Source organism: Pseudomonas sp. RC10-4-2, from assembly GCF_050433085.1.
Lineage (GTDB): Bacteria > Pseudomonadota > Gammaproteobacteria > Pseudomonadales > Pseudomonadaceae > Pseudomonas > Pseudomonas aeruginosa.
Genome location: NZ_JBNPXX010000007.1, coordinates 285,511 through 308,794 on the forward strand (window position 1 = coordinate 285,511; position 23,284 = coordinate 308,794).

Annotated in this window: 20 protein-coding genes; 14 read left to right on the forward strand and 6 right to left on the reverse strand. The window is 68.3% G+C overall.

Going from position 1 to position 23,284, the window contains the following annotated elements; translation table 11 throughout:
* Positions 1 to 414: 414 nt before the first annotated feature.
* The 8 genes from FHW81_RS27440 (at position 415) to FHW81_RS27475 (ending at position 11,352) form a co-directional block, all read left to right on the forward strand.
* Positions 415 to 1,701 (forward strand): TolC family protein, encoded by a 1,287-nt coding sequence (locus FHW81_RS27440; protein WP_003113317.1) that lies wholly within the window; start codon positions 415 to 417, stop codon positions 1,699 to 1,701.
* A gap of 52 nt (positions 1,702 to 1,753) precedes the next feature.
* The gene (locus FHW81_RS27445) at positions 1,754 to 3,208 is read left to right on the forward strand and encodes an efflux RND transporter periplasmic adaptor subunit (RefSeq protein ID WP_003109532.1); all 1,455 of its coding nucleotides are present in this window, start codon (positions 1,754 to 1,756) and stop codon (positions 3,206 to 3,208) included.
* 22 nt (positions 3,209 to 3,230) lie between these two features.
* Positions 3,231 to 6,386 (forward strand): efflux RND transporter permease subunit, encoded by a 3,156-nt coding sequence (locus tag FHW81_RS27450; protein WP_015648916.1) that lies wholly within the window; start codon positions 3,231 to 3,233, stop codon positions 6,384 to 6,386.
* A 206-nt stretch (positions 6,387 to 6,592) separates the two neighbouring features.
* The gene (locus tag FHW81_RS27455) at positions 6,593 to 7,549 is read left to right on the forward strand and encodes an AraC family transcriptional regulator (RefSeq protein WP_003116860.1); all 957 of its coding nucleotides are present in this window, start codon (positions 6,593 to 6,595) and stop codon (positions 7,547 to 7,549) included.
* Positions 7,550 to 7,665: 116 nt separating this feature from the next.
* A complete protein-coding gene (benA, locus tag FHW81_RS27460; protein WP_003113315.1) occupies positions 7,666 to 9,033 on the forward strand; it encodes a benzoate 1,2-dioxygenase large subunit in 1,368 nt (455 codons plus the stop codon).
* On the forward strand, positions 9,030 to 9,518 hold the full coding sequence (benB, locus tag FHW81_RS27465) for a benzoate 1,2-dioxygenase small subunit (RefSeq protein WP_003113314.1): 489 nt from the start codon (positions 9,030 to 9,032) through the stop codon (positions 9,516 to 9,518). Before benA ends, benB begins: the two co-directional genes overlap by 4 nt.
* 33 nt (positions 9,519 to 9,551) lie before the next feature.
* Complete coding sequence (gene benC / locus FHW81_RS27470; protein WP_003109537.1) at positions 9,552 to 10,565, forward strand: benzoate 1,2-dioxygenase electron transfer component BenC; 1,014 nt, start codon at positions 9,552 to 9,554, stop codon at positions 10,563 to 10,565.
* A gap of 25 nt (positions 10,566 to 10,590) precedes the next feature.
* Positions 10,591 to 11,352, forward strand: coding sequence for a 1,6-dihydroxycyclohexa-2,4-diene-1-carboxylate dehydrogenase (locus FHW81_RS27475; protein WP_003116862.1), 762 nt, complete (start codon positions 10,591 to 10,593; stop codon positions 11,350 to 11,352).
* 5 nt (positions 11,353 to 11,357) lie between these two features.
* On the opposite strand, the gene antC is transcribed toward FHW81_RS27475, so the two are convergent.
* Genes antC through antA form a run of 3 tightly spaced genes read right to left on the reverse strand, consistent with a single transcriptional unit; the run spans position 11,358 to position 14,281 of the window.
* Complete coding sequence (gene antC, locus FHW81_RS27480; protein WP_003116863.1) at positions 11,358 to 12,380, reverse strand: anthranilate 1,2-dioxygenase electron transfer component AntC; 1,023 nt, start codon at positions 12,378 to 12,380, stop codon at positions 11,358 to 11,360.
* 18 nt (positions 12,381 to 12,398) lie between these two features.
* Positions 12,399 to 12,890 carry an anthranilate 1,2-dioxygenase small subunit gene (gene antB / locus FHW81_RS27485; protein ID WP_003116865.1) on the reverse strand — a complete coding sequence of 164 codons (492 nt, stop codon included), beginning with the start codon at positions 12,888 to 12,890 and terminating at the stop codon, positions 12,399 to 12,401.
* Entirely contained in the window at positions 12,887 to 14,281 is a 1,395-nt protein-coding gene (gene antA, locus FHW81_RS27490) for an anthranilate 1,2-dioxygenase large subunit (protein ID WP_023091278.1), read from the reverse strand. The genes antB and antA overlap by 4 nt, the downstream gene beginning before the upstream one ends.
* A gap of 316 nt (positions 14,282 to 14,597) precedes the next feature.
* Here antA and FHW81_RS27495 point away from each other — a divergent pair, with 316 nt between their 5' ends.
* A complete protein-coding gene (locus FHW81_RS27495; RefSeq protein WP_003113309.1) occupies positions 14,598 to 15,599 on the forward strand; it encodes an AraC family transcriptional regulator in 1,002 nt (333 codons plus the stop codon).
* A gap of 8 nt (positions 15,600 to 15,607) precedes the next feature.
* Here FHW81_RS27495 and FHW81_RS27500 read toward each other — a convergent pair whose 3' ends face one another.
* Positions 15,608 to 16,480, reverse strand: coding sequence for a LysR family transcriptional regulator (locus tag FHW81_RS27500; RefSeq protein WP_003089870.1), 873 nt, complete (start codon positions 16,478 to 16,480; stop codon positions 15,608 to 15,610).
* Positions 16,481 to 16,641: 161 nt separating this feature from the next.
* Here FHW81_RS27500 and FHW81_RS27505 point away from each other — a divergent pair, with 161 nt between their 5' ends.
* From FHW81_RS27505 to catA, 3 genes are read left to right on the forward strand one after another with little or no spacing between them, the layout of a single operon-like run.
* A complete protein-coding gene (locus tag FHW81_RS27505) occupies positions 16,642 to 17,763 on the forward strand; it encodes a muconate cycloisomerase family protein (protein ID WP_003120080.1) in 1,122 nt (373 codons plus the stop codon).
* Between the two features lie 31 nt (positions 17,764 to 17,794).
* Entirely contained in the window at positions 17,795 to 18,085 is a 291-nt protein-coding gene (gene catC, locus FHW81_RS27510) for a muconolactone Delta-isomerase (RefSeq protein ID WP_003089864.1), read from the forward strand.
* Between the two features lie 44 nt (positions 18,086 to 18,129).
* Entirely contained in the window at positions 18,130 to 19,062 is a 933-nt protein-coding gene (catA, locus tag FHW81_RS27515) for a catechol 1,2-dioxygenase (RefSeq protein WP_003113307.1), read from the forward strand.
* 157 nt (positions 19,063 to 19,219) lie between these two features.
* Here catA and FHW81_RS27520 read toward each other — a convergent pair whose 3' ends face one another.
* Entirely contained in the window at positions 19,220 to 19,438 is a 219-nt protein-coding gene (locus tag FHW81_RS27520) for a hypothetical protein (RefSeq protein WP_003089862.1), read from the reverse strand.
* A 362-nt stretch (positions 19,439 to 19,800) separates the two neighbouring features.
* On the opposite strand from FHW81_RS27520, the gene FHW81_RS27525 reads away from it, so the two are divergent.
* Complete coding sequence (locus FHW81_RS27525; RefSeq protein ID WP_023091279.1) at positions 19,801 to 21,147, forward strand: OprD family porin; 1,347 nt, start codon at positions 19,801 to 19,803, stop codon at positions 21,145 to 21,147.
* A gap of 251 nt (positions 21,148 to 21,398) precedes the next feature.
* Positions 21,399 to 22,016: an immunity protein Imm33 domain-containing protein gene (locus tag FHW81_RS27530; protein WP_003089860.1), complete on the forward strand. Its 618-nt coding sequence runs from the start codon at positions 21,399 to 21,401 to the stop codon at positions 22,014 to 22,016.
* Between the two features lie 3 nt (positions 22,017 to 22,019).
* Here FHW81_RS27530 and FHW81_RS27535 read toward each other — a convergent pair whose 3' ends face one another.
* Positions 22,020 to 23,273, reverse strand: a complete 1,254-nt coding sequence (locus FHW81_RS27535) for an ankyrin repeat domain-containing protein (protein WP_023091280.1) — start codon at positions 23,271 to 23,273, stop codon at positions 22,020 to 22,022.
* Positions 23,274 to 23,284: the final 11 nt, after the last annotated feature.

Here is a 23,284-nt window from a genome sequence, read left to right on the forward strand (position 1 = left end):
AATGTAATTTCATATCGTTGCGCTGCTTCGATGATAATTATCGAATGACCGGGTAGTTCTCCCGGGAGTCCGCCTGAGAACTTTGGAAATGTCCGCGGCGCAAGCACCGCTGGGCGTGAGGGGCAATGCCTTTTGTAAGCGCATGTTGCTTTTGTCCCTATGTTTCATCCAACTATTGCCAGTCTCTTCGAAGGTTGCCGAAGTGTAACCGCTAATTGTCCGTGGAGAATATTCATTACCGACTTGTAATTCTTCCGTCACCTTGCCGATAAGCCCCGCTACCTAACATCTGCCGCATCCCGGAAGTGCAACTTCGAATATCGCCGGCGAGATATCGCCGATGAACGGTTGCGTGGTTCCGGGCCGGTAATGGATCGCCGTCGCCGACGACGATCAGCAGACGAGGAGCGGAACATGCCGATACTTCGGCCACTGGCCAGCGCGGGGAAACGCGCCTGCTGGCTACTGATGGGACTCTGCCTGGGCCTGCCGGCCCTGGCGAACGAGGCGCCGGTGAGTTTCAACGGTACTTCGATCAGCCTCGAGCAGGCGTTGGAGCGGGCCCTGCGGAGCAACCCCGAGCTGGCGGCGGTGGGGCGCGAGACCGAGATTGCCAGCGGCGCGCGGCAGCAGGCCGGGCTGATCCCCAACCCGGATCTGTCCTGGAGCGTCGAGGACACCCGCCAGGGCAATCGCCAGACCAGCGTCAGCATCGCCCAGCCGCTGGAGCTGGGCGGCAAGCGCGGTGCGCGGGTGGAGGTGGCGAAACGCGGCAGCGAGATCGCCTGGACCCAACTGGAAGTCCGTCGCGCCGAACTGCGCGCCCAGGTCCGCGGCGCCTACTACGCGGCGCTGACCGCGCAGGAGCGGGTGCGCCTGGCGAAGACCTCCCTGGACCTGGCCAGGCGCGCGCTGCAGGCCGCCGACCGACGGGTCAAGGCCGGCAGCATCTCCTCGGTGGAACGGGTTCGCGCCCAGGTCCTGGCGGACAACGCCCAGCTCGACCTGAGCCAGGCGGAGCTGGAGCAGCAGCGCACCTATGTGCAGCTGTCGAGCACCTGGGACGAGCCGCAGCCAGGCTTCGCCAGGGTCGGCGGCGCGCTCGACGCGGTGCCGGCGAGCATCACCCGTGGCGCCTTGCTGCGCCATCTCGACGAGTCGCCGACCCTGCGTCTGGCGGCCCAGGAGGTAGCGCGCGGCGAGGCCCAGGTCGACCTGGAGAAGCGCCAGCGCATCCCCAACCTGACGGTCAGCATCGGCAGCAAGTACGACCAGACCGCCCGCGACGGACGTGGCGAACGGGTCAACCTGATCGGCCTGTCGATGCCGCTGCCGCTGTTCGACCGCAACCAGGGCAACATCTACGCCGCCCAGAGCCGCGCCGACCAGGCCCGCGACCTGCAGCGCGCGACCCTGCTGCGCCTGCGCAGCGAAGCGGTACAGGCCTACGACCAGTTGCGCACCTCGGAACAGGAGCTGGCGCTGGTCCGTCGCGACCTGCTGCCCGGCGCACAGAGCGCGCTGGACTCGATGACCCGCGGCTTCGAGATGGGCAAGTTCAACTTCCTCGACGTGCTCGATGCCCAGCGCACCCTGGTCGGCGTCCGTGCCCAGTACGTGCGCGCGCTGGACGCCGCGGCGCAGGCGCGGGTGAGCATGGAGCGCCTGCTCGGTGAAGACATCGGCCACCTCGGCCAGTGAGATTTCCGGGGCGGGCCGCCGGCGCGCCCCCCGAACGGTTCGGGAGAACAGAATGGGCAAGAAGACGATTATCGCGGTGACCGCACTGGCACTGCTCGGCCTGGGCGGCGGCGCCTACCTGGAGCTGGGCGGCAAGGCGCCGGCCGGCGCCGGCGAAGCGGCCGCCGAGGGCGAGGGCAGCGGACCGCGCGGCGGCATGTTGTTGCGCCAGGGCGACCTGACCCTGGAACTGCTGGTGCCGGAGGACGGCAGCCCGCTCAAGGCCTGGGTCGAGCGCGGCGGCAAGGCGCTGGCGCCGCAGGAGGTGGTCCTCGGCGCCGACGTCGAGCGTGCCACCGGCGAGGTCGAGGACCTGCTGTTCAAGGCCAGCGGCGATGGCCTGGTGGCCAATGCCGGGATCGCCGAGCCGCATGCCTTCACCGCGCGCCTCAAGCTGATGGCCGGCAAGCAGGGCTACGACTTCGCCTTCACCCGCGAGGAGGGCAAGCTGGAGCTGGATGCCGAGCAGATCGAGGCCGCCGGCATCACCCTCGATACGGCGCGGACGATCAGCCTGGCCCAGGTGGTCTCGCTGCCCGGCGAGATCCGCTTCAACGAGGACCGCACCGCGCATATCGTCCCGCGCCTGCCGGGGATCGTCGACAGCGTGCCGGCCAATCTTGGCCAGGCGGTGAAGCAGGGCGAGCTGCTGGCGGTGATCAGCAGCCCGCAGTTGTCCGACCAGCGCAGCGAATTCGCCGCCGCCCAGCGCCGCCTGAGCCTGGCGCAGAGCACCTACAAGCGCGAGCAGCAGCTGTGGAAGGAGGGCATTTCCGCCGAGCAGGAATTCCTGCTCGCCCGCCAGGGTTTGCAGGAAGCCGAGATCGCGCTGAACAACGCGCGGGCGAAGATCGCCGCGCTCGGCGGCAATCCCAGCCTGCAGGGCGGCAACCGCTACGAGCTGCGCGCGCCGTTCGCCGGGGTGCTGGTGGAAAAGCACCTGACCCAGGGCGAGCCGGTGGACGGCACCGCCAACGTCTTCACCCTGTCCGACCTGTCCTCGGTCTGGGCCACCTTCAACGTGCCCGCGCAACTGCTCGGCCAGGTCCGCGTCGGCAGCAAGGTCAAGGTGCTCGCCCAGGCGCTGGATAGCGAGGTGGAGGGCACCGTGTCCTACATCGGCGACCTGCTCGGCGAGCAGACCCGCGCGGCCACCGCCCGGGTCACCCTGAGCAACCCCGAGAGCACCTGGCGCCCGGGCCTGTTCGTTTCCGTGCAGGTGGCCGAGGCGACCCGCAAGGAAGTCCTGACGGTCGCCGACGGCGCGGTGCAGAACGTCGACGGCGAGGACGTGGTGTTCGTCCGCGTGGCCGATGGCTTCGTGGTCCAGCCGGTCAAGCTGGGCATCAGCGACGGCCAGCGCGTCGAGGTCCTCGAGGGCCTGCGCGCCGGCAGCCAGGTCGCCGCCAGCGGCAGCTTCATCCTCAAATCCGAACTGGGCAAGGGCTCGGCGGAACACGGTCACTGAGTCCCGCTCCAGGAGTCTTCGCATGTTCGAACGCATCATCCAATTCGCCATCGAGCAACGCTGGCTGGTCCTGCTGGCGGTGCTGGGGATGGCCGGGGTCGGCATCGGCAGCTACCAGAAGCTGTCCATCGACGCGGTCCCGGACATCACCAACGTCCAGGTGCAGATCAATACCGCCGCCCCCGGCTACTCGCCGCTGGAAGTGGAGCAGCGGATCACCTACCCGGTGGAGACCGTCATGGCCGGCCTGCCGGGTTTGCAGGAAACCCGTTCGCTGTCGCGGCCGGGGATTTCCCAGGTGACGGTGATCTTCGAGGAGGGCACCGATATCTACTTCGCCCGCCAGCAGGTCAACGAACGCCTGAGCACGGCGCGCGAGCAACTGCCGGAAGACATCTCGCCGACCCTCGGGCCGATCTCCACCGGTCTCGGCGAGATCTACCTGTGGACGGTTGAGGCCGAGGAGGGCGCGACCAAGGAGGACGGCAGCGCCTACACGCCCACCGACCTGCGCACCATCCAGGACTGGATCATCCGTCCGCAGTTGCGCAACGTGAAGGGCGTGGCCGAGATCAACACCATCGGCGGCTACGCCAAGCAATTCCTCATCGCCCCGGATCCGAAGAAGCTCGCGGCCTACAAGCTGACCCTCGGCGACCTGCAGAACGCCGTGCTGCGCAACAACGAGAACGTCGGCGCCGGCTACATCGAGCGGCGCGGCGAGCAGTTGCTGATCCGCGCGCCGGGCCAGGTCAAGGACATGGACGATATCCGCGGGATCATCGTTTCCAACGTCGACGGCGTGCCGATCCGTATCCGCGACGTCGCCGAGGTCGGCCTGGGCAAGGAGCTGCGCACCGGCGCGGCCACCGAGAACGGCCGCGAAGTGGTGCTCGGCACGGTGTTCATGCTGATCGGCGAGAACAGCCGGGAAGTGGCCCAGGCGGTCGGCCAGCGCCTGGAGGAGATCAACCGGACCCTGCCCAAGGGGGTCAAGGCGATCACCGTCTACGACCGCACCACCCTGGTGGACAAGGCCGTGGCCACGGTGAAGAAGAACCTGGTGGAAGGCGCGGCGCTGGTGATCGCGGTGCTCTTCCTGTTCCTCGGCAACATCCGCGCGGCGCTGATCACCGCCACCATCATCCCGCTGTCGATGCTGTTCACCTTCACCGGGATGGTCGGCAACAGGGTCAGCGCCAACCTGATGAGCCTCGGCGCGCTGGACTTCGGCATCATCGTCGACGGCGCCGTGGTGATCGTCGAGAACGCCATCCGCCGCCTGGCCCACGCCCAGGCCCACCACGGCCGCCAGCTGACCCGCGCGGAACGTTTCCACGAGGTCTTCGCCGCGTCCAGGGAGGCGCGCCGGGCGCTGGTCTTCGGTCAGATCATCATCATGGTGGTGTACCTGCCGATCTTCGCCCTCACCGGGGTCGAGGGGAAGATGTTCCACCCGATGGCGTTCACCGTGGTCACCGCGCTGCTCGGCGCGATGATCCTCTCGGTGACCTTCGTCCCGGCGGCGATCGCGCTGTTCATCACCGGCAAGGTCAAGGAGGAGGAGAACTTCGTCATGCGCCGCGCGCGTCTGGCCTACGAACCGGCGCTGCGCTGGGTGCTCGGGCACCGCGCGCTGGTGGTCGGCGGCGCCCTCGGCGCGATCCTGCTCACCGGGCTGGTGGCCTCGCGGATGGGCAGCGAGTTCATTCCCAGCCTCAGCGAGGGCGACTTCGCCATGCAGGGCCTGCGGGTGCCGGGCACCAGCCTGACCCAGTCGGTCGAGATGCAGCAGACCCTGGAGAAGAAGCTGATGGGCAAGTTCCCGGAGATCGAGCGGGTCTTCGCCCGCACCGGGACCGCCGAGATCGCCTCCGACCTGATGCCGCCGAACGCCTCCGACAGCTACGTGATGCTCAAGCCGCAGAGCCAGTGGCCGGACCCGAAGAAGTCGCGGGAGGCGCTGCTGGAAGAATTGCAGGCCGCGGCCCTTGAGGTGCCGGGCAGCGTCTACGAGTTCTCCCAGCCGATCCAGTTGCGCTTCAACGAACTGATCTCCGGGGTGCGCAGCGACGTCGCGGTGAAGGTCTTCGGCGACGACATGCAGGTGCTCAACGACACCGCGGAGAAGATCTCCAAGGTGCTGCAAGGCATCGACGGCGCCTCCGAGGTGAAGGTCGAGCAGACCACCGGCCTGCCGGTGCTGACGGTGGACATCGACCGCGACAAGGCGGCACGCTTCGGCCTCAATGTCGGCGACATCCAGGACACCGTGGCCACCGCCCTCGGCGGACGCAATGCCGGTACCCTGTTCGAGGGCGACCGCCGCTTCGACATCGTCATCCGCCTGCCGGAAACCCTGCGCGCCGACCTGCCGGCACTGTCCAACCTGCTGATCCCGCTGCCGCCGAACAACCTGGCGCGGATCGACTTCATCCCGCTGTCGGACGTGGCGCGCCTCGACCTCTCGCCGGGACCGAACCAGATCAGCCGGGAGAACGGCAAGCGGCGCATCGTGGTCAGCGCCAACGTGCGTGGCCGCGACATCGGCTCGTTCGTGCTGGAAGCGCAACAGAAGCTGCAGGACGGGGTGAAGATCCCGGCCGGCTACTGGACCACCTGGGGCGGCCAGTTCGAACAGTTGCAGTCCGCCGCCAAGCGCTTGCAGGTAGTGGTGCCGGTGGCGCTGCTGCTGGTGTTCACCTTGCTCTTCGCCATGTTCAACAACGTCAAGGACGGCCTGCTGGTGTTCACCGGCATCCCCTTCGCCCTCACCGGCGGGGTGCTGGCCCTGTGGCTGCGCGGGATACCGCTGTCGATCTCGGCGGCGGTGGGTTTCATCGCCCTGTCCGGGGTGGCGGTGCTCAACGGCCTGGTGATGATCTCCTTCATCCGCAACCTGTTGCAGGAAGGACGCAGCCTCGACCAGGCGGTGTGGGAGGGCGCCATCACCCGCCTGCGTCCGGTGCTGATGACCGCCCTGGTGGCGTCCCTCGGTTTCGTGCCGATGGCCCTGGCCACCGGCACCGGCGCCGAGGTGCAGCGGCCGCTGGCGACGGTGGTGATCGGCGGCATCCTGTCCTCGACCATGCTGACCCTGCTGGTGCTGCCGGTGCTCTATCGCTGGACCCACGGGCGCGACGCCGGACCGCGCGAGGAGACGCCGGCGGCCGGCTGAAGCGGGCGCGCAAGCGGGCCGGCAGGGGAAACCCTGGCGGCCCTTTTTCGTTGGCCGTTGGACGGATTCCGTTCGATTACCGCACGCGATTGCCGGCCCGGATTGTCGCCGGCGGAGGGCTTGCGTAGTGTGGGTGGATGTTCTGCGCCCGGCGCTTGGCGCCGCGCGGCGATAACAACAACGATAGCAGCCTGAGTGTCCTGCCCATGAATGCCTCCTTGCTCAGCGAGCGCAGCCGGGTGTTCGAACGTGCCGACCCCTATGCGGTGTCCGGCTATGTCAACCGGCACGTCGGTACGCACTGCATACGCCTGCCGGCCTCCGGCAGGCCGCAAGCCAGCCTCGACCACCGCACCTTCGCCAGCCTCGACCTGTGCCGGATCAGCTACGGCGCGGCGGTACGGGTCACCTCGCCGGCGCTGGAGAGCATCTTCCACCTGCAGATCCTCCTGCGCGGCCACTGCCTGTGGCGCGGCGGCGGGCAGGAACACGCCCTGGCGCCGGGCGAGCTGTTGCTGATCAACCCGGACGATCCGGTCGACCTGACCTATTCGGCGGACTGCGAGAAATTCATCGTCAAGCTGCCCTGCGCGCTGCTCGAAGCGATCTGCGCCGAGCAGCGCTGGAGCCATCCGGCGCGCGGCGTGCGTTTCCTCGAACATCGCTATCGCCTGGACCAGCTGGAAGGCTTCGTCGGCCTGCTCGCCCTGGTCTGCCGCGAGGCCGAGTCCGGCGAGCGGCTGGCGCGGGTCGACAGCCACTTCGAGCAGATCCTCGGCAGCAAGCTGCTGACCCTGCTGAAGACCAACGTCAGCCGCGAGGACCCCGGCGATGCGCAGGTCGTCTTCGCCCGCCTCGATGCCTACATCCGCCGCCATCTGCAGAGCGAGATCGAGGTCGCGGCGCTGGCCGAGCAGGCGCACATGAGCACCCGTTCGCTGTACGCGCTGTTCGAGCGCCAGCTTGGCGAGAGCCCTCGGCAATACATTCGCCGGCTGCGCCTGGAGCGCATCCGCGCCTGCCTGGAAGACCCCGGCTGCCGGGTACGCAACCTCACCGAACTGGCCCTGGACTTCGGTTTCGCCCACCTCGGCCGCTTCGCCGAGCAATATCGCCGGCAGTTCGGCGAGCTGCCTTCGGAAACCCTGCGCCGGCGCGCCTAGCGCCGACCGCCACGGCGTGCAGGAATCGGCCAGCGATCCGCAGGCAACGGATATCCCCAGCAGCACGCGCTACCTAACCTGACCGGGCCTGAACAATAACAACGGAGGCCCCGGCCATGTCCCTGGGTAGCGATTACTTGCGTTCTCTGCTCGAGGAAGACCCCGAGCGCGGCGTCTACCGCTGCAAGCGGGAGATGTTCACCGATCCACGCCTGTTCGAACTGGAGATGAAGCACATCTTCGAGGGCAATTGGGTCTATCTCGCCCACGAAAGCCAGGTTGCCGGAGTCAACGACTACCTGACCACCCAGATCGGCCGCCAGTCGATCGTCATCGCGCGCAACCGCGACGGCCAGCTCAACGCCTTCATCAACGCCTGCAGCCACCGTGGCGCGATGCTCTGCCGGCACAAGAGCGGCAATCGCAGCAGCTATACCTGTCCGTTCCACGGCTGGACCTTCAACAACTCCGGCAAGCTGCTCAAGGTCAAGGACCCGGCCGAGGCCGGCTACCCGCAGGGCTTCAACTGCGAGGGCTCGCACGACCTGACCCGGGTGGCGCGCTTCGAGTCCTACCGTGGCTTCCTGTTCGGCAGCCTCAACCCCGATGTCAGGCCGCTGGCCGAGCACCTGGGCGAGTCGGCGAAGATCATCGACATGATCGTCGACCAGTCGCCGGAAGGCCTCGAGGTGCTGCGCGGCTCTTCCAGCTATGTCTACGAAGGCAACTGGAAGCTCACCGCCGAGAACGGCGCCGACGGCTACCACGTCAGCTCGGTGCACTGGAACTACGCGGCGACCCAGAGCCAGCGCCAGCAGCGCGACGCCGCGGACCCGCTGCGGACCATGAGCGCCGCGGGCTGGGCCCGGCAGGGCGGCGGCTTCTACTCGTTCGAGCATGGCCACATGCTGCTCTGGAGTCGCTGGGCCAACCCCGAGGACCGGCCGGCCTTCGAGCGCCGCGCCGAGCTTGCCCGCGACTTCGGCGAGGCCCGCGCCGACTGGATGATCGAGAACTCGCGCAACCTCTGCCTGTACCCCAACGTGTACCTGATGGACCAGTTCAGCTCGCAGATCCGCATCGCCCGGCCGCTGTCGGTGGACCGTACGGAAATCACCATCTACTGCATCGCGCCGAAAGGCGAGAGCGCCGAGGCGCGCGCCCGGCGCATCCGCCAGTACGAGGACTTCTTCAACGTCAGCGGCATGGCCACCCCGGACGACCTGGAGGAGTTCCGTTCCTGCCAGCAGGGCTACCAGGGCAGCGTGGTCGGCTGGAACGACCTGTCGCGCGGCGCCGAACACTGGATAGAGGGCGCCGACGCGGCGGCCGCGGCCATCGACCTGCGGCCGCGCCTGAGCGGCGTGCGCACCGAGGACGAAGGGCTGTTCGTATTGCAGCATCGCTACTGGCAGGAGGCGCTGCTCGCCGCCCTGGAGCGCGAACGGACGCAGCGCGTGGCGCTGCGGGAGGTGGCGTCATGAGCCTGGGCTACGACGCCCTGCGCGATTTCCTCTACCGCGAGGCGCGCTATCTCGACGACAAGGATTGGGACGCCTGGCTGGCGTTGTACGCCGCGGACGCCAGTTTCTGGATGCCGTCCTGGGACGACCGCGACCAGCTCACCGAGGACCCGCAGCGGGAAATCTCGCTGATCTGGTACGGCAACCGCGGCGGCCTGGAGGACCGGGTATTCCGCATCCGCACCGAGCGCTCCAGCGCGACCCTGCCGGACACCCGCACCTCGCACAACCTGAGCAACATCGAACTGCTCGGCGAGGACGACGGCATCTGCCGCGTGCGCTGCAACTGGCACACCCTGAGCTATCGCTACAAGACCGTGGACAGCTACTTCGGCACCACCTTCTACGACCTCGACGTACGCGGCGAGAGTCCGCTGATCAAGGCCAAGAAAGTGATCCTGAAGAACGACTACGTTCGCCAGCTGATCGACGTCTACCACGTCTGACGCCCGCGCCGGCGGGCTGTCGAGGGACATGCCATGAACCATCGGATCGCACTCAACTTCGAAGACGGGGTGACCCGCTTCATCCATGCCGCGCCCGGCGAGACCGTGGCCGACGCGGCCTACCGCCAGGGCATCAACATCCCCCTGGACTGCCGCGACGGCGCCTGCGGCACCTGCAAGTGCCTGGCCGAGGCCGGGCGCTATGCGCTGGGCCAGGACTACATCGACGATGCCCTCAGCGCCGAGGAAGCCGCCCGCGGCTACGTGCTGACCTGCCAGATGCGCGCCGAAAGCGACTGCGTGCTGCGCGTGCCGGCGTCCTCGACCCTGTGCAGGACCGGCCAGGCGCGCTACGAGGCGCGCATCAGCGAAGTCCGGCAACTGTCGCCGAGCACCATCGGCCTGTCGCTGCGCGGCGAGGCGCTGGCCAGCCTGGCGTTCCTGCCCGGGCAGTACGTCAACCTCCAGGTACCCGGCAGCGAGCAGCGCCGCGCCTACTCCTTCAGCTCGCTGGCGAAGGACGGCGAGGTCAGCTTCCTGATCCGCAACGTCCCCGGCGGGCTGATGAGCGGCTTCCTCAGTGGCACGGCCAGGGCCGGCGACAGCCTGGCGATGGACGGCCCGCTGGGCAGTTTCTACCTGCGCGAGATTCACCGGCCACTGCTGATGCTGGCCGGCGGCACCGGCCTGGCGCCGTTCACCGCGATGCTCGAACGGATCGCCGAACAGGGCAGCGCGCACCCGCTGCACCTGGTCTACGGGGTGACCCACGACGTCGACCTGGTCGGGCTCGAGCGCCTGGAGGCGTTCGCCGAACGGATTCCCGGCTTCACCTGGAGCGCGTGCGTGGCCAGCGCCGACAGCGACTATCCGCGCAAGGGCTACGTGACCGAGCACATCGCCGCGCAGCACCTGCACGAGGGCGACGTCGACATCTACCTGTGCGGGCCGCCGCCGATGGTCGAGGCGGTCGAGCGCTACCTGCGCGAGCAGGGCGTGCGCCCGGCGAATTTCTACTACGAAAAGTTCGCCGCCAGCGCGGCCTGAACCCGAGCGAGCCAAGGAGACTCCCATGAACGACAGATTCCGCGACAAGGTCGCCCTGGTCAGCGGCGCCGCCCAGGGTATCGGCCTGGGCGTGGTCCGGCGCCTGCTGGAGGAAGGCGCGCGGGTGGTGGCGGTGGACCGCTCCGAGCTGGTCCACGAACTGGCCGGCGACGCCTGCCTGTGCCTGACCGCCGACCTGGAGCGCTACGCCGAATGCCAGCGGGTACTGGAGCGGACCCTGGAGCGTTTCGGCCGGCTGGACATCCTGGTCAACAACGTCGGCGGCACCCTCTGGGCGAAGCCCTACCAACACTACGCCGAGGACGAGATCGAGGCCGAGCTGCGGCGTTCGCTGCTGCCCACCTTGTGGTGTTGCCGAGCGGCGCTGCCGGCGATGCTGGGGCAGGGCAGCGGGGCGATCGTCAACGTCTCGTCGGTTGCCACCCGCGGGGTCAACCGGGTGCCCTATGGCGCCGCCAAGGGCGGGGTGAACGCGCTGACCGCCTGCCTGGCGTTCGAGACCGCCGACCAGGGCATCCGCGTCAACGCGGTGGCGCCGGGCGGCACCGACGCGCCGCCGCGAAGGATTCCGCGCAACGCCGCGGCGCAGAGCGAGGAGGAGCGGCGCTGGTATCGACAGATCGTCGAGCAGACCCTCGACAGCAGCCTGATGAAGCGCTACGGCAGCATCGACGAGCAGGTCGCGGCGATCCTCTTCCTCGCCTCCGACGAGGCGTCCTACATTACCGGCGTGACCCTGCCGGTAGCTGGCGGCGACCTCGGCTGAGCGCTTCAGTCGCCGCTTTCGGTGAACTTCTCCAGGTACAGCCGCAGATGCTCCAGGGAGTGCTCGCGCAGCCACTGGCGGACCGCCTCGACCATCGGCGGCGGCCCGCACAGGTAGAGGTCGAAAGCTTCGTCGCGCAAGCGGGCGGCGTCGAAATGCTCGTGCAGGTAGCCGCGCCGGCCATCCCAGTCGGCGTCCGCCTCGCTGAGCACCGGGACGAAGCGGAAGCCGGGAAGCCGCTCGGCGTAGCCGGCGATCCGTTGCAATTCGCAGAGATCGGCGGCGCGGCGTACCCCGTAGTAGAGATGCACCGGCCGCTCGCAACCGCGCTCGGCCAGTTCGTCGAGCATGCCGAGGAACGCCGACAGGCCGGTGCCGCCGGCCACCAGCAGCAACGGGCGCTCCACCTGGCGCAGGTAGAATGTGCCCAGCGGCGCCTCGAAGCGGATCTCGTCGCCGACCCGGCACCCTTGGCGCAGGTAGTCGCTCATGGCGCCGCCCGGGAGCAGGCGGATAAGGAACTGCAGGTGGTTCTGCGGATTCGGCCGGTTGGCGAAGGAGTAGGCGCGCCGGCAGTCGCTGCCGGGTACTTGCAGGCGCGCGTACTGGCCGGGCAGGAAGTCCAGCTGGCGGCCCGCGGCGCCGGCGTCGAGGCGGAGCAGCGCGGTGTCCTCGGAGAGCAGGCGCAGTTCGCGCACCACGCCGCTGTGCGCCTGGGCCGCGGCGGCATGGCAGAGGGTCGAGGCGAAGTCGAAGTAGAAGGCCGCGTCGGAGCGCACCCGGGTCTGGCAGGCGAGCACCTTGCGCTGCTCCAGGTCGGCGGCGGAGAGGGTGTCCTCGTCGGCGTAGTCCAGGCTGTAGCTGCCCGCCTCGCAGCGGCCCATGCAGGTGCCGCAGACCCCTTCGCGGCAGTCCAGCGGCAGGTTGATGCCGTGGCGCAGGGCGGCGTCGAGGAGCAGGTCGTCGTGGCCGACGGGCAGGAACAGGGTCTTGCCGTCGGCGAAGCTGAGGGCGACTTTGTGATTCATCGTGACGGGTCCCGCCGTTCAGAGGTGGTAGAAGTCGAGGACCGAGTCGATCCGGTCGTTGAGCAGGACGATGTGCTTGCGCGCGATCAGCCAGGCCTCTCCATGGGGTTTCAGGCGGTAGGTGGCATGGCCGAAGAAGCTGCCGGTCTGGTCCAGGCGCTGGAACAGGGTCTGCCAGTTGACCCGCACTCGCAGCAGGCCTTCGCCTTCCTCGGCGATGCGCACGTTGCCGATCTGGTGCAGGGTGCGCGGCATCGGCACGGTGGACGCGGCCTTGCCGGTGCGGATACGGAACACCCGGTCTTCCAGGCCGGCACGGCTGGGGTAGTAGATCAGCGACATCTCGCGCTTCGGATCGCGGGTGTAGCGCTGCTCGGACTCCCACTGCGGCAGGTGGAACTCGCACTGTTCGTCGAACTGCGCGAGGTAGCCGTCCCAGTCCTGGGCATCGCAGAGTTCGGCGTGGCGGTAGAGGAACTGTTCGACGCGGTACTGCAGTCCGGCGTTCATGGGGTCACCTCTTTCGCGCGCAGGGCCAGGCGCTCCAGGCCGTCGAGGAGGAAGCGCCGCCAATGCGCGTGCTGGTTGACGTAGAGGCCTTCGTGGGTGATCTCGGTGCCGGTCAGCAGCGGCGCGATACCCAACGCCTGGCTGTTCGGCGTCGCGCCTTCGAGCCACTTGCCGTGGCCGCGGGAGATGTCGCTCCAGCGCTCCAGGCGGGCCTGGAAGCCACGCTGGGCTTCGCGGAACTCCACCAGGTCGTCGGGCGTGCCCATCCCGGAGACGTTGAAGAAGTCCTCGAACTGGCGGATCCGGCTCTCCCGGTCGGCGTCCGACTCGCCCTTGACGCCGATGCACTGGCTGACGATCTCGGTACGGTTCCAGGCCAGCGGGCGGACGATGCGCAGCTGCGAGCTGATCTGGTCGATGACGAACAGGCTGGGGTAGAGATTGAGGTTGCGCAGGCGATGCATCATCCACTCGGCGCGGGCCTGGCCGTATTCCGCCACCAGCCGCGGCATCACGCTGGCGTAGCCGGGGCGTACGGCGGGGTTGGGCATCTCGCTGAAGAGCACGCTGTGGCCGTTGGCGAAGGAGAACCAGCCGTCGTCGGTGGCCGCGTCGCCGGCGCCGAGCTTGCTGTAGTCGAGGGTGGCGGCCACGCCGCCGCGCTCGGCCTCGACCTGCTGGCGGTGCTGCACGGTGGCTACGTAGTTGTAGTGCACTGTGCTGACGTGATAGCCGTCCAGGCCATTCTCGTTCTGCAGCTTCCAGTTGCCTTCGTAGGTGTAGGTGGAGGTGCCGGGCAACACTTCCAGCTCGCCGCTGGGAGACTGCGCCACCAGCATGTCGAGGAACACCCGGGCGTCGCCGAGGAAGTCCACCAGGTCGTCCTCGCCGGCGACGTCCAGGCTGACGAAGACGAAGCCCCTGTAGCTCTGGATGCGCGCTTTCTTCAGGCCACGGGTGGCCTTGTCGAAGCCTTCCGGGTATTCGCCCGGCGCCTTGACCTTCACCAGCCGGCCGTCGTTCTTGTAGCACCAGGCATGGAACGGACAGGTGAAGGTCGACTGGTTGCCCTTGCCGACCCGCACCAGGGTCGCGCCGCGATGCTGGCAGGCGTTGACCAGCGCGTGCAACTGGCCGTTGCCGTCGCGGGTGACGATCAGCGGCTGGCGTCCGGCGCGCAGGGTGACGAAGTCGTGGGGCCTGGCCAGTTCGCTTTCGTGGCAGGCGTAGATCCAGTTCTTTTCGAAGATCAGCTCCATCTCCAGGTCGAACAGCTCCGGTTCGGTGAACATGTCCCGGGCGATGCGGAAGATGCCTTCCTCGGGACGGAAGTCGAGGCAGCCGCCGACATAGTCGCGCCACTGTTCGAGGCTTCTGCGGGTAGCGTTCATGCGTTCTCACCCTTGTGCGTTGTCGTTATGGGTGACCCATTCAACGGCCGCGAGCGGGGGCGGGCTATCCGCTTAGTCGACGATGCGCATCCCGAAAATCCGCAGCCGCCGAGGAGCGGCCAGGGGGCTCGCGGAGGGCTCGGCCGAGGTTCGAGCGGCGCTTGCGGCGGACGCTTTGTCCGGAAAGTCGGCGAACGCTATCCGGATAGTGGAGGATGCGGGGAGCCGGCCTTGCGCCGGCATATGCCTTGCATTTTGCTGAAAACAGAGCGCCAGCAGAGCGCACCCCCAGCCTTGCCGTGTCGAGTGCCGAACCATGATGAGGACCCATCCCGTCGCCGATCGTGGCGATCTCCATGCCGACCACCTGGACCTGGCCGCCGCCCGTTCCTGGATGTCGAAGGTCTGCGGGCCGCACCGGCTCGAAGCGGCGAGCCCGGGACTGGTGCAGTTCCAGCACCACGGCAACGTGCTGAAGTCGATGTGCACCACCCTCGGCTACATCGGCTACGGTACCGACGTCACCATCACCGTCGAGGATGCCGCGGCGTTCAACGCCTACAGCCTGAGCCTGCCGCTCAGCGGCGAGCAGGAGCTGTGCCGGGGCGGGCTACGCCTGCTCTCCGACGTCCGCCGCGGGGTGATCATCGCGCCCAACGAGCGCCAGGAGCTGAGCATCGCCGGGGACTGCCGCAAGCTGCAGGTGGTGATCGGCCGCACGGCGATGCGCAAGGTCCTGGAGGAGATGTTGCAGCGGCCGATCGATACGCCCTTGCGCTTCGATCCGGAGATGGATGCCCTGGACGGCGCCTCCGCGTCCTGGTGGCGCACCGTGCGGCACATCAGCGAGGAGATGGCGCGCAGCGAACTCTACGCCCAGGCGTTTTTCAGCAGCGACCTGGAACGCGCGCTGATCAAGGGACTGATCCTGGCCCAGCCGAACAACTACAGCGAGGCCCTGCAGCAGGGCCTTGGCGGGCGCCCGCCGCACTACCTGCTGCGCGCCCGCGAGTTTCTCCAGGCCAACGCCCGCGAGACCCTGAGCCTGGAGGACGTGGAACGCGCCGCCGGGGTCTCGCGGTTCAAGCTGTTCGAGGGCTTCCGTCGCTACTTCGGGGTGTCGCCGATGAGCTACCTGAAGCACTACCGGCTCGCCGCGGTGCGCGAGGAGATCCTCGCCAGCGGCGGCGCCCGCAGCATCTCGACGATCGCCCTGGGCTGGGGCTTCAGCCACCTCGGACGCTTCTCCGTGGACTACCGCAAGCGCTTCGAGGAAACCCCGAGCATGACCCAGCGCCGCGCTGCGCGGCGCTCCTGAGAGGGCACTCAGGCGTCCTCGCGGCCGATCAGCGCCAGGCAGCGCCGCAGGTGCGGGGAGCCGTCGCCCTGGCGCCGGCTGACGATGATCGGCGAGGTCAGGGAGGCGTCGGCCAGGGCCTGGTAGGCGACGTCGTCGCGGTGCTGCAACTGCACCGAGGCCGGCACCAGGGTCGCGCCGAGTCCGGCGGCGACCAGGCCGATGGCGGTCTGCATCTCGTTGGCCCATTGCGTCACGCGCAGGCTCAGGCCGTGGGTGGCGAACAGCGCCAGCACGTGGTCGGCGTAGCTCGGCCGCGGCTGGCCGGGGTAGAGCACGAACGGCTCGCGCGACAGGCGCTCCAGGCTCAGCGGCTGGCCGAGCAACGGGTGCCCGGCGGGCAGGGCGGCGACCAGCGGCTCTTCGCTGAGCACGCTCTGGCGGATCGCCGGGTCGTCGATGCGGATGCGTCCGAAACCGATGTCGATGCGCCCGCTCTTCAGCGCCTCGACCTGCTGCAGGGTGGTCATCTCCAGCAGGCCCAGCTCCAGCTCCGGGTCGCCGCGCAGGTGGCGGATCAGCTCCGGCAGCACGCCATACAGCGCCGAGGGCACGAAGCCGATGCCGAACCACTGGCGCTGGCCCTGGCCGATCCGCCGGGTGCTGTCGCAGATGCTTTCCAGTTGGTCCAGGAGCGTCGCGCTCTGTTCGTGGAAGAAGCGCCCGGCTTCGGTCAGGCGCAGCGGCCGGCCGCGCTCCAGCAGGGCCACCCCGAGCATTTCCTCGAGTTGCTGGATCTGCCGGCTCAGCGGTGGCTGGGCGATGTGCAACTGCTCGGCGGCGCGGGTGAAGTTGAGGGTCCGGGCCAGCGCCTGGAAGTAGCGCAGGTGACGAAGCTCCATGATACCTCCAGGGTATGGTTCGAGAGGAAGATGATATTGGACCCCAGTGAAGAAGGCGATGGATGCTTGGTTGAGACAACGGCGAAACCCGCTCGGTATCGAGCGAGCCTTGAGCGGCGAACCGTCGAAAACCCGACCGCAACCCTGGTGGACCCCCGAGAATGAGCCAAGCCGTGATCCAAAGCCTCGAGTCGATCATCGTCGACCTGCCGACCATCCGCCCGCACAAGCTGGCCATGCACACCATGAACCGGCAGACCCTGGTGATCCTCCGCCTGCGTTGCAGCGACGGCATCGAGGGCCTCGGCGAAGCCACCACCATCGGTGGCCTGGCCTACGGCAGCGAGAGCCCGGAGAGCATCAAGAGCAATCTCGACGCGCATTTCGCCCCGTTGCTGCTGGGCCAGCCGGCGGACAACGTGAATGCCGCGATGCAGCGCCTGGACCGACACATCAGGGGCAACACCTTCGCCCGCTCGGCGGTCGAGACCGCCTTGCTCGACGCCCATGGCAAGCGCCTCGGCCTGGCCGTCAGCGAACTGCTCGGCGGCCGCCTGCACGACAGCCTGGAGGTGGCCTGGACCCTGGCCAGCGGCGACACCGGCCGCGACATCGAGGAAGCCGAGCGGATGCTCGACCTGCGCCGCCACCGGCACTTCAAGCTGAAGATCGGCGCCGGTGAGGTGGATGCCGACGTGGCCCACGCGATCGCCATCAAGCGCGCCCTCGGCGAGCGCGCCAGCGTGCGGGTGGACGTCAACCAGGCCTGGGACGAAGGCGTTGCCCAGCGTGCCTGCGCGACGCTCGGCGACAACGGCATCGCCCTGATCGAACAGCCCATCGCCCGCCACAACCGCGTCGGCCTGGCGCGCCTGAGCAGCCGCGGCGGCGCGCCGATCATGGCCGACGAGGCCATCGAGAGCGTCGAGGATGCCTTCCATCTGGCTCGCGAGGGCGCCGCCCCGGTGTTCGCCCTGAAGATCGCCAAGAACGGCGGACCGCGCGCGGTGCTGCGTAGCGCGGCGATCGCCGAGGCGGCCGGGATCGGCCTGTACGGCGGGACCATGCTCGAGGGCGGCATCGGCACCCTGGCCGCCGCCCACGCCTTCGTCACCCTCGACCGCCTGGCCTGGCACAGCGAACTGTTCGGCCCGTTGCTGCTGACCGAGGACATCCTCCTCGAGTCGCCGCGCTACCAGGATTTCCACTTGCACGTGCCGCGTGCGCCGGGTCTCGGCCTGGCGCTCGACGAGGAGCGCCTGGCGCGCTTCCGCCGGCGCTGAAGCCGTCCCGCAGACAGAGGAGAAACGACCGATGCTGTTCCACGTGAAGATGACCGTGAAGTTGCCCGTCGACATGGACCCGCAACAGGCCGAGCGGCTCAAGGCCGAGGAGAAGGAAATGGCCCAGCGCCTCCAGCGCGAGGGCAGCTGGCGGCACCTCTGGCGGATCGCCGGGCACTACGCCAACTACAGCCTGTTCGACCTGCCCAGCGTCGAGGCGCTGCACGACACCCTGACCCGGCTGCCGCTGTTTCCCTACATGGACATCGAGATCGACGGGCTTTGCCGGCATCCCTCGTCGATCCATGCCGACGACCGCTGAGATTCCCTTCCCACGCCCGACAACAACAAGCAGAGGCAAACGCCATGACCGTGAAGATTTCCCAGACTGCCGACGTCCAGCGCTTCTTCGAAGAGGCCAGCGGCCAGCTCAACGAACGCGGCGATCCGCGCACCAAGGCCCTGGTGCGGCGCATCCTCGACGACACGGCGAAGCTGATCGAAGAGATGCAGGTCACGCCCGACGAATTCTGGAAAGCGGTGGACTACCTGAACCGCCTGGGCAGCCGCCAGGAAGCCGGCCTGCTGGCCGCCGGGCTGGGCCTGGAGCATTACCTGGACCTGCTGCTCGACGCCCAGGACGCCGAGGCCGGCCTCACCGGCGGCACGCCGCGCACCATCGAAGGGCCGCTGTACGTCGCCGGCGCGCCGCTGAGCGATGGCGAGGCACGGATGGACGACGGCCGCGACGCCGGCACCGTGATGTTCCTCCAGGGCCGCGTCAGCGGTCCCGACGGCCAGCCGCTGGCCGGGGCCATCGTCGATGTCTGGCATGCCAATACCCAAGGCACCTATTCCTACTTCGACAGCAGCCAGTCCGAATACAACCTGCGCCGGCGCATCCGCACCGACGCCGACGGCCGCTACCGTGCGCGCAGTATCGTGCCGTCCGGCTACGGTTGCCCGAGCGACGGCCCGACCCAGGAACTGCTCGACCGCCTCGGCCGCCACGGCCAGCGGCCGGCGCACATTCACTTCTTCGTCTCGGCGCCCGGCCATCGCCACCTGACCACCCAGATCAACCTGGCGGGCGACCGCTACCTGTGGGACGACTTCGCCTACGCCACCCGCGATGGGCTGATCGGCGACCTGCGCTTCAACGACGACCCCGCCGCGGCCCGCGACCGCGGCGTGGAGGGCGGACGCTTCGCCGAACTGGATTTCGACTTCCAGCTCCAGGCCAGCCCGGCACCCGCCGCCGAGCGCCGCAGCCAGCGGCCGCGGGCATTGCAGGGGTAAGGCGGGGAGCGGGGAGGGCGGCTGGTCGCTGGCGACCATGCCGCCTTCTTCCGCCAGGCGCGACGGCGGATAAAAAAAGGCGCCATGACTGGCGCCTCAGGACTTGTCCAAAGGAGCAACCCAAAAAGGACAAGTGTATTGCTCGGTGAAAGGCTGCTCAGCCGTTGCCGTTCTTGCGCTCGGCGCATTTGCTGCGGTCGGTCTTCTGCGCTTGCGCTTCCAGTTGTTGCTTCTGCAGGCGCTTTTCGCGCAGTTCTTTCTGCGCGGCGCGGAATTCGGCGTTGTACTGCCAGGAGCGTTCGCTGCCGTCCTGGGCCTGGGCAGTGGCGGCGCCGGTCGCCAGCAGGGCGGCCAGCAGCATCGGGATGATCTTCATGGCAAACCTCTCGGGTTGGCTCGTCGCCGGGGCGAGGTATTCGTCCCGTTTGAGCAAAGAGTAAGAGCGGACGGATTACCCGAGGGTGAGTGGAAAATTACGTTTCCGATAACTTCGGCGATGCTCCGTTGCATGGCGGAGGAGTCTGCGCGAAGCGCATTAAGTGCGAGTTAAGATTGCGGAAAAGTAATCCCCGCCTCATGTCTGCGTCATTTCCCCGGTTCCAGAATCAGCCCCACGGTCAATGCCGGTTGCGGCAGGACTGCGCGGGGGCGCGATCGACCAGAAGTTCACGCACAGCCAGCGCCGCAAGGCATGGCCGCAGAAGAAAAACAGACATGAACCGATCTGGAGCAATCGCCATGCAAGGGGATGGAAAGAAACGACTGTGGACGCTTCCACTGCTGCTGGGCGCCGGACTGATGGCCTCGGCCGTCGCCGAGGAGAACGCCGAGCGGAGCAAGGAAGGTTTCATCGAGGGCAGCGAGGTCAACCTGCTGCTGCGCAACTTCTACTTCAACCGCGACTTCCGCAAGGGCCAATCGAGCCCGGCGGGCGGCGGCTACACCGAGGAGTGGGTGCAGGGCTTCATGGCCAACTTTTCCTCGGGCTTCACCCAGGGCACGCTGGGCGTCGGCATCGACGCCTTCGCCCAGCTCGGCGTGCGCCTGGACAGCGGCGGCGGGCGTTCCGGCGCCGGCGGTAGCGTCGACCTGCTGCCCTATGACGACCAGGGGAGGCCGCAGGACGACTATTCGCGAGCCGGCGGCGCGGTCAAGCTGCGCTGGTATGGCACCGTGCTGCGGGTCGGCGACGTGTTCCCGGAAACCCCGGTAATCCAGTACGGCAACAGCCGGCTGTTCCCCTCCAGCTTCCGTGGCTTCACCCTGGTCAACGACAGCCTGGCGAAGGGCCTGACCCTGCAGGCCGGCAAGCTGAACTCGATGACCCAGCCGAACAGCACCAGCGGCAGCGACGACTTCTACAGCTTCTACACCGGCCGGCGCATCGACTCGCCGTGGGTCGCCTACGCCGGCGGCGACTACCAGGCCACCGAGCACTGGAGCGTCAGCCTCTACGGCAGCCGCCAGAAGGACGCCTGGGACCAGTACTACGCCGGCACCAGCTTCAACTATCCGCTGGACGACAAGCTGTCCCTGCTCGGCGGCGCCAACTACTACAAGGTCAAGGACCAGGGCAGGCAGGTGATGGGCGAACTCGACAACGACATCTGGAGCGTGCGCGGCGGCTTCGCCTACGGTCCGCACCAGGTGCTGCTGTCGTACCAGCGCAACAACGGCGACGACGACTTCGACTACCTGCGCCAGACCGACTCCATCTACCTGGACAACTCGATCCAGTACAGCGACTTCAACTCGCCCAAGGAACGCTCGCTGATGCTCCGCTACGACCTCGACATGGCCGCCTTCGGCGTGCCGGGGCTGAGCTTCATGACCCGCTATGGCAAGGGCTGGGACGCCGATTATTCGAATGCCAACAGCGTCTACATGCGCACCGACGCCAACGGCAACCCGCTGACCAACCAGGGCCGCTGGGAACGCAACGTGGAGGTCAAGTACGTGGTGCAGGGTGGCGCGGCCAAGGACCTGGCGTTCCGCGTGCGCCAGGCCACCGTGCGCTCCGACAGCTTCGAGTCGGACCTCGACGAAGTCCGCCTGATCGTCGAATACCCGCTGCAAGTCCTCTGAAGGCGCGCCGCCGCCCCGTCCGGGGCGGCGCTCTGCGACAGCCCGTTGCTGGCGGCTGCGCGGCGGCGCTGCTACTTTCCTCTGGGTAGGCGGGCCGAAGGGCGGTTCCTGGCCGGGCATGGCTTCGACCTGCCGGTGGGCGCCGCGACCCGAACCTCGGCCACGCCATTCCACCCATGCCGCCCGGGCACCGGCGTGCCCGTGGCAGCCCAGGCTACGGGCGCCGCGTAGCCAGCCAAGCGGGAGTCGACATGGCCTCGTGGACCTTGGTGGACGCCAGTGCGATCGCTGTCCGCCATCCCTACACCTTCTACAAACCGGACGCGGAGACCATCGACCGGGTCGCCGCCGGGGAAAGCGTCAAGCTGATCTTCGCCTTCGATACCGACAACCCCGATGCGCCGCGCGCCGAGCGGCTCTGGGTGACGGTCGAGGGCATCGAGGCGGATGGCGCCTTCAGCGGCCGCCTGGACAACTATCCGCAATACATCCGCGACCTGTCGCTGGGCGAGCGCATCGTCTTCGAGGCGCGGCACATCATCAACACCGAGCACGACCCGCGGGAAACGCCGATCTCGCGCTATGCCCGGCGCTGCTTCGTGACGCGCCGGGTGATAGACGAGGGGAAGGCGGTCGGCTACCTCTACCGCGAGGCGCCGGAAGAGGAAAACGACAGCGGCTGGCGGCTGATGGCCGGCGACGAGTCGGACGACTACATGAATACCGCCGGGACCACCGCCTACGTCAGCCTGGGCTCGGTGCTGAACGCCGACGACAGCATCCTGCCGCTGCTCGACGCGCCGCCGGGACGGGCGTTCGAGCGGCTGGCCGACGGTTCCTTCATCGAGGTGCAGGGACCGGAGGGTTGAGCCTCAGCCTGGCAGCTCGGCGAGGAAGCGCTCCAGGCGCTCGGCCAGGGCCAGGTAGTCGTCGGGACTGCGGTTGCTGCCCATCTTTCCCGACCTGACCCGCCTGGCGTCGCTGCGCTCGCGCTCGGCGCGGCTGGCGAGGGCCAGACGCAGGGCGCTGGCCCTCGCCGGCGACTCCTCCAGCAGCGGTCGCGCCATGATCCGCGCGGCGTCGGCGTCGCCGTATTGCAGGGCGAGGAGCACCGTATTCGGGTCGGAGATCGCGCCGAGCCGCAACAGGCGTTCGGCCAGGAGCGCATCGAGGTGCGCGGCGCCAATCTGCAGGCTGTCCTGGTGCACCGCGACGCCCTGGTCGAGCAGCCATCTGGCGGCCTCCAGGCGCCCGCGGGCGAGGCAGGCCTCCAGCACGCCGCCGCGTCCGCGCAAGGTTTCGGCGAAGTCGCAGCCGGCATCGCGCAGGCGTTGCAGCAGGTCGATGTCGCCGTCTTGCGCAGCTTCGGCCAGGGCCAGTTGACGCAGCCTTGGCTCGGCGGCCAGGCTGCCGTCGGCGAGGGCCGGCCGCCAGTCGAGGATGCGCTGGCGCAGCAGGACTTCCAGGCGGCCCTTCAGCGCCTTGCCGGGCTCCCCAGCGGCCTCCAGGGCGTCCAGCGCTTCCAGTAGCTCGTCGGCCACGCCGCAGGCGTTCTCGGCATCGAACGGATCCTGTTCGAAGGACAACAGGCGGAACAGCCCGCCGACATCGTCGGCCAGGCGCGTCACCGAATCCTGGTGCAGGCGTCCGGCCCAGGCCGGCGGCAGGCCGTGGCTCCAGGCGATTACCGCGCCATGCTCGGGGCCGGGTTCGACGCAGACGTAGAGCCGCTCCAGGTACTCGAAGCCACCGAACGGCAGGTAGGCCAGCTTGCCGTTCCAGTCGCGGCCTTCTTCTGCCGCGGCTTCCGCCGCCAGCTCGCGCTCGTGTTCGATCCAGCCCCAGAGGTCGTGGTAGCCGTCGCTGTCCGGATAGAACAGTTCGCTGAAAGAGAACGGGTGGCGGTGGCCGTCGTAGTCGACTTCCAGGTCATAGCCGAGGCGCCCGCCGAAACAGGTGCGCCAGAGGCGCAGCAGGTCTTCTGGAATCGGTCCGGCCAGGCCTTCGGCAAGACGCTGGACGTGTTCGGCGGACACCGGCGGTTGGGCGTCGTACACCACGCAGCCGTCGAACACGGCCAGGCGATGGGCCAGCAGGAGTTGGCGTTCGGCGGGGGAGAGTTCCATTCTCTGTGGTC

Bases quoted from the DNA above. Each gene is read 5' to 3' on its own strand.
- FHW81_RS27440 (WP_003113317.1), top strand. From the start codon at position 415: ATGCCGATACTTCGGCCACTGGCCAGCGCGGGGAAACGCGCCTGCTGG.
- FHW81_RS27445 (WP_003109532.1), top strand. From the start codon at position 1,754: ATGGGCAAGAAGACGATTATCGCGGTGACCGCACTGGCACTGCTCGGC.
- FHW81_RS27450 (WP_015648916.1), top strand. From the start codon at position 3,231: ATGTTCGAACGCATCATCCAATTCGCCATCGAGCAACGCTGGCTGGTC.
- FHW81_RS27455 (WP_003116860.1), top strand. From the start codon at position 6,593: ATGAATGCCTCCTTGCTCAGCGAGCGCAGCCGGGTGTTCGAACGTGCC.
- benA (WP_003113315.1), top strand. From the start codon at position 7,666: ATGTCCCTGGGTAGCGATTACTTGCGTTCTCTGCTCGAGGAAGACCCC.
- benB (WP_003113314.1), top strand. From the start codon at position 9,030: ATGAGCCTGGGCTACGACGCCCTGCGCGATTTCCTCTACCGCGAGGCG.
- benC (WP_003109537.1), top strand. From the start codon at position 9,552: ATGAACCATCGGATCGCACTCAACTTCGAAGACGGGGTGACCCGCTTC.
- FHW81_RS27475 (WP_003116862.1), top strand. From the start codon at position 10,591: ATGAACGACAGATTCCGCGACAAGGTCGCCCTGGTCAGCGGCGCCGCC.
- antC (WP_003116863.1), bottom strand. From the start codon at position 12,380: ATGAATCACAAAGTCGCCCTCAGCTTCGCCGACGGCAAGACCCTGTTC.
- antB (WP_003116865.1), bottom strand. From the start codon at position 12,890: ATGAACGCCGGACTGCAGTACCGCGTCGAACAGTTCCTCTACCGCCAC.
- antA (WP_023091278.1), bottom strand. From the start codon at position 14,281: ATGAACGCTACCCGCAGAAGCCTCGAACAGTGGCGCGACTATGTCGGC.
- FHW81_RS27495 (WP_003113309.1), top strand. From the start codon at position 14,598: ATGATGAGGACCCATCCCGTCGCCGATCGTGGCGATCTCCATGCCGAC.
- FHW81_RS27500 (WP_003089870.1), bottom strand. From the start codon at position 16,480: ATGGAGCTTCGTCACCTGCGCTACTTCCAGGCGCTGGCCCGGACCCTC.
- FHW81_RS27505 (WP_003120080.1), top strand. From the start codon at position 16,642: ATGAGCCAAGCCGTGATCCAAAGCCTCGAGTCGATCATCGTCGACCTG.
- catC (WP_003089864.1), top strand. From the start codon at position 17,795: ATGCTGTTCCACGTGAAGATGACCGTGAAGTTGCCCGTCGACATGGAC.
- catA (WP_003113307.1), top strand. From the start codon at position 18,130: ATGACCGTGAAGATTTCCCAGACTGCCGACGTCCAGCGCTTCTTCGAA.
- FHW81_RS27520 (WP_003089862.1), bottom strand. From the start codon at position 19,438: ATGAAGATCATCCCGATGCTGCTGGCCGCCCTGCTGGCGACCGGCGCC.
- FHW81_RS27525 (WP_023091279.1), top strand. From the start codon at position 19,801: ATGCAAGGGGATGGAAAGAAACGACTGTGGACGCTTCCACTGCTGCTG.
- FHW81_RS27530 (WP_003089860.1), top strand. From the start codon at position 21,399: ATGGCCTCGTGGACCTTGGTGGACGCCAGTGCGATCGCTGTCCGCCAT.
- FHW81_RS27535 (WP_023091280.1), bottom strand. From the start codon at position 23,273: ATGGAACTCTCCCCCGCCGAACGCCAACTCCTGCTGGCCCATCGCCTG.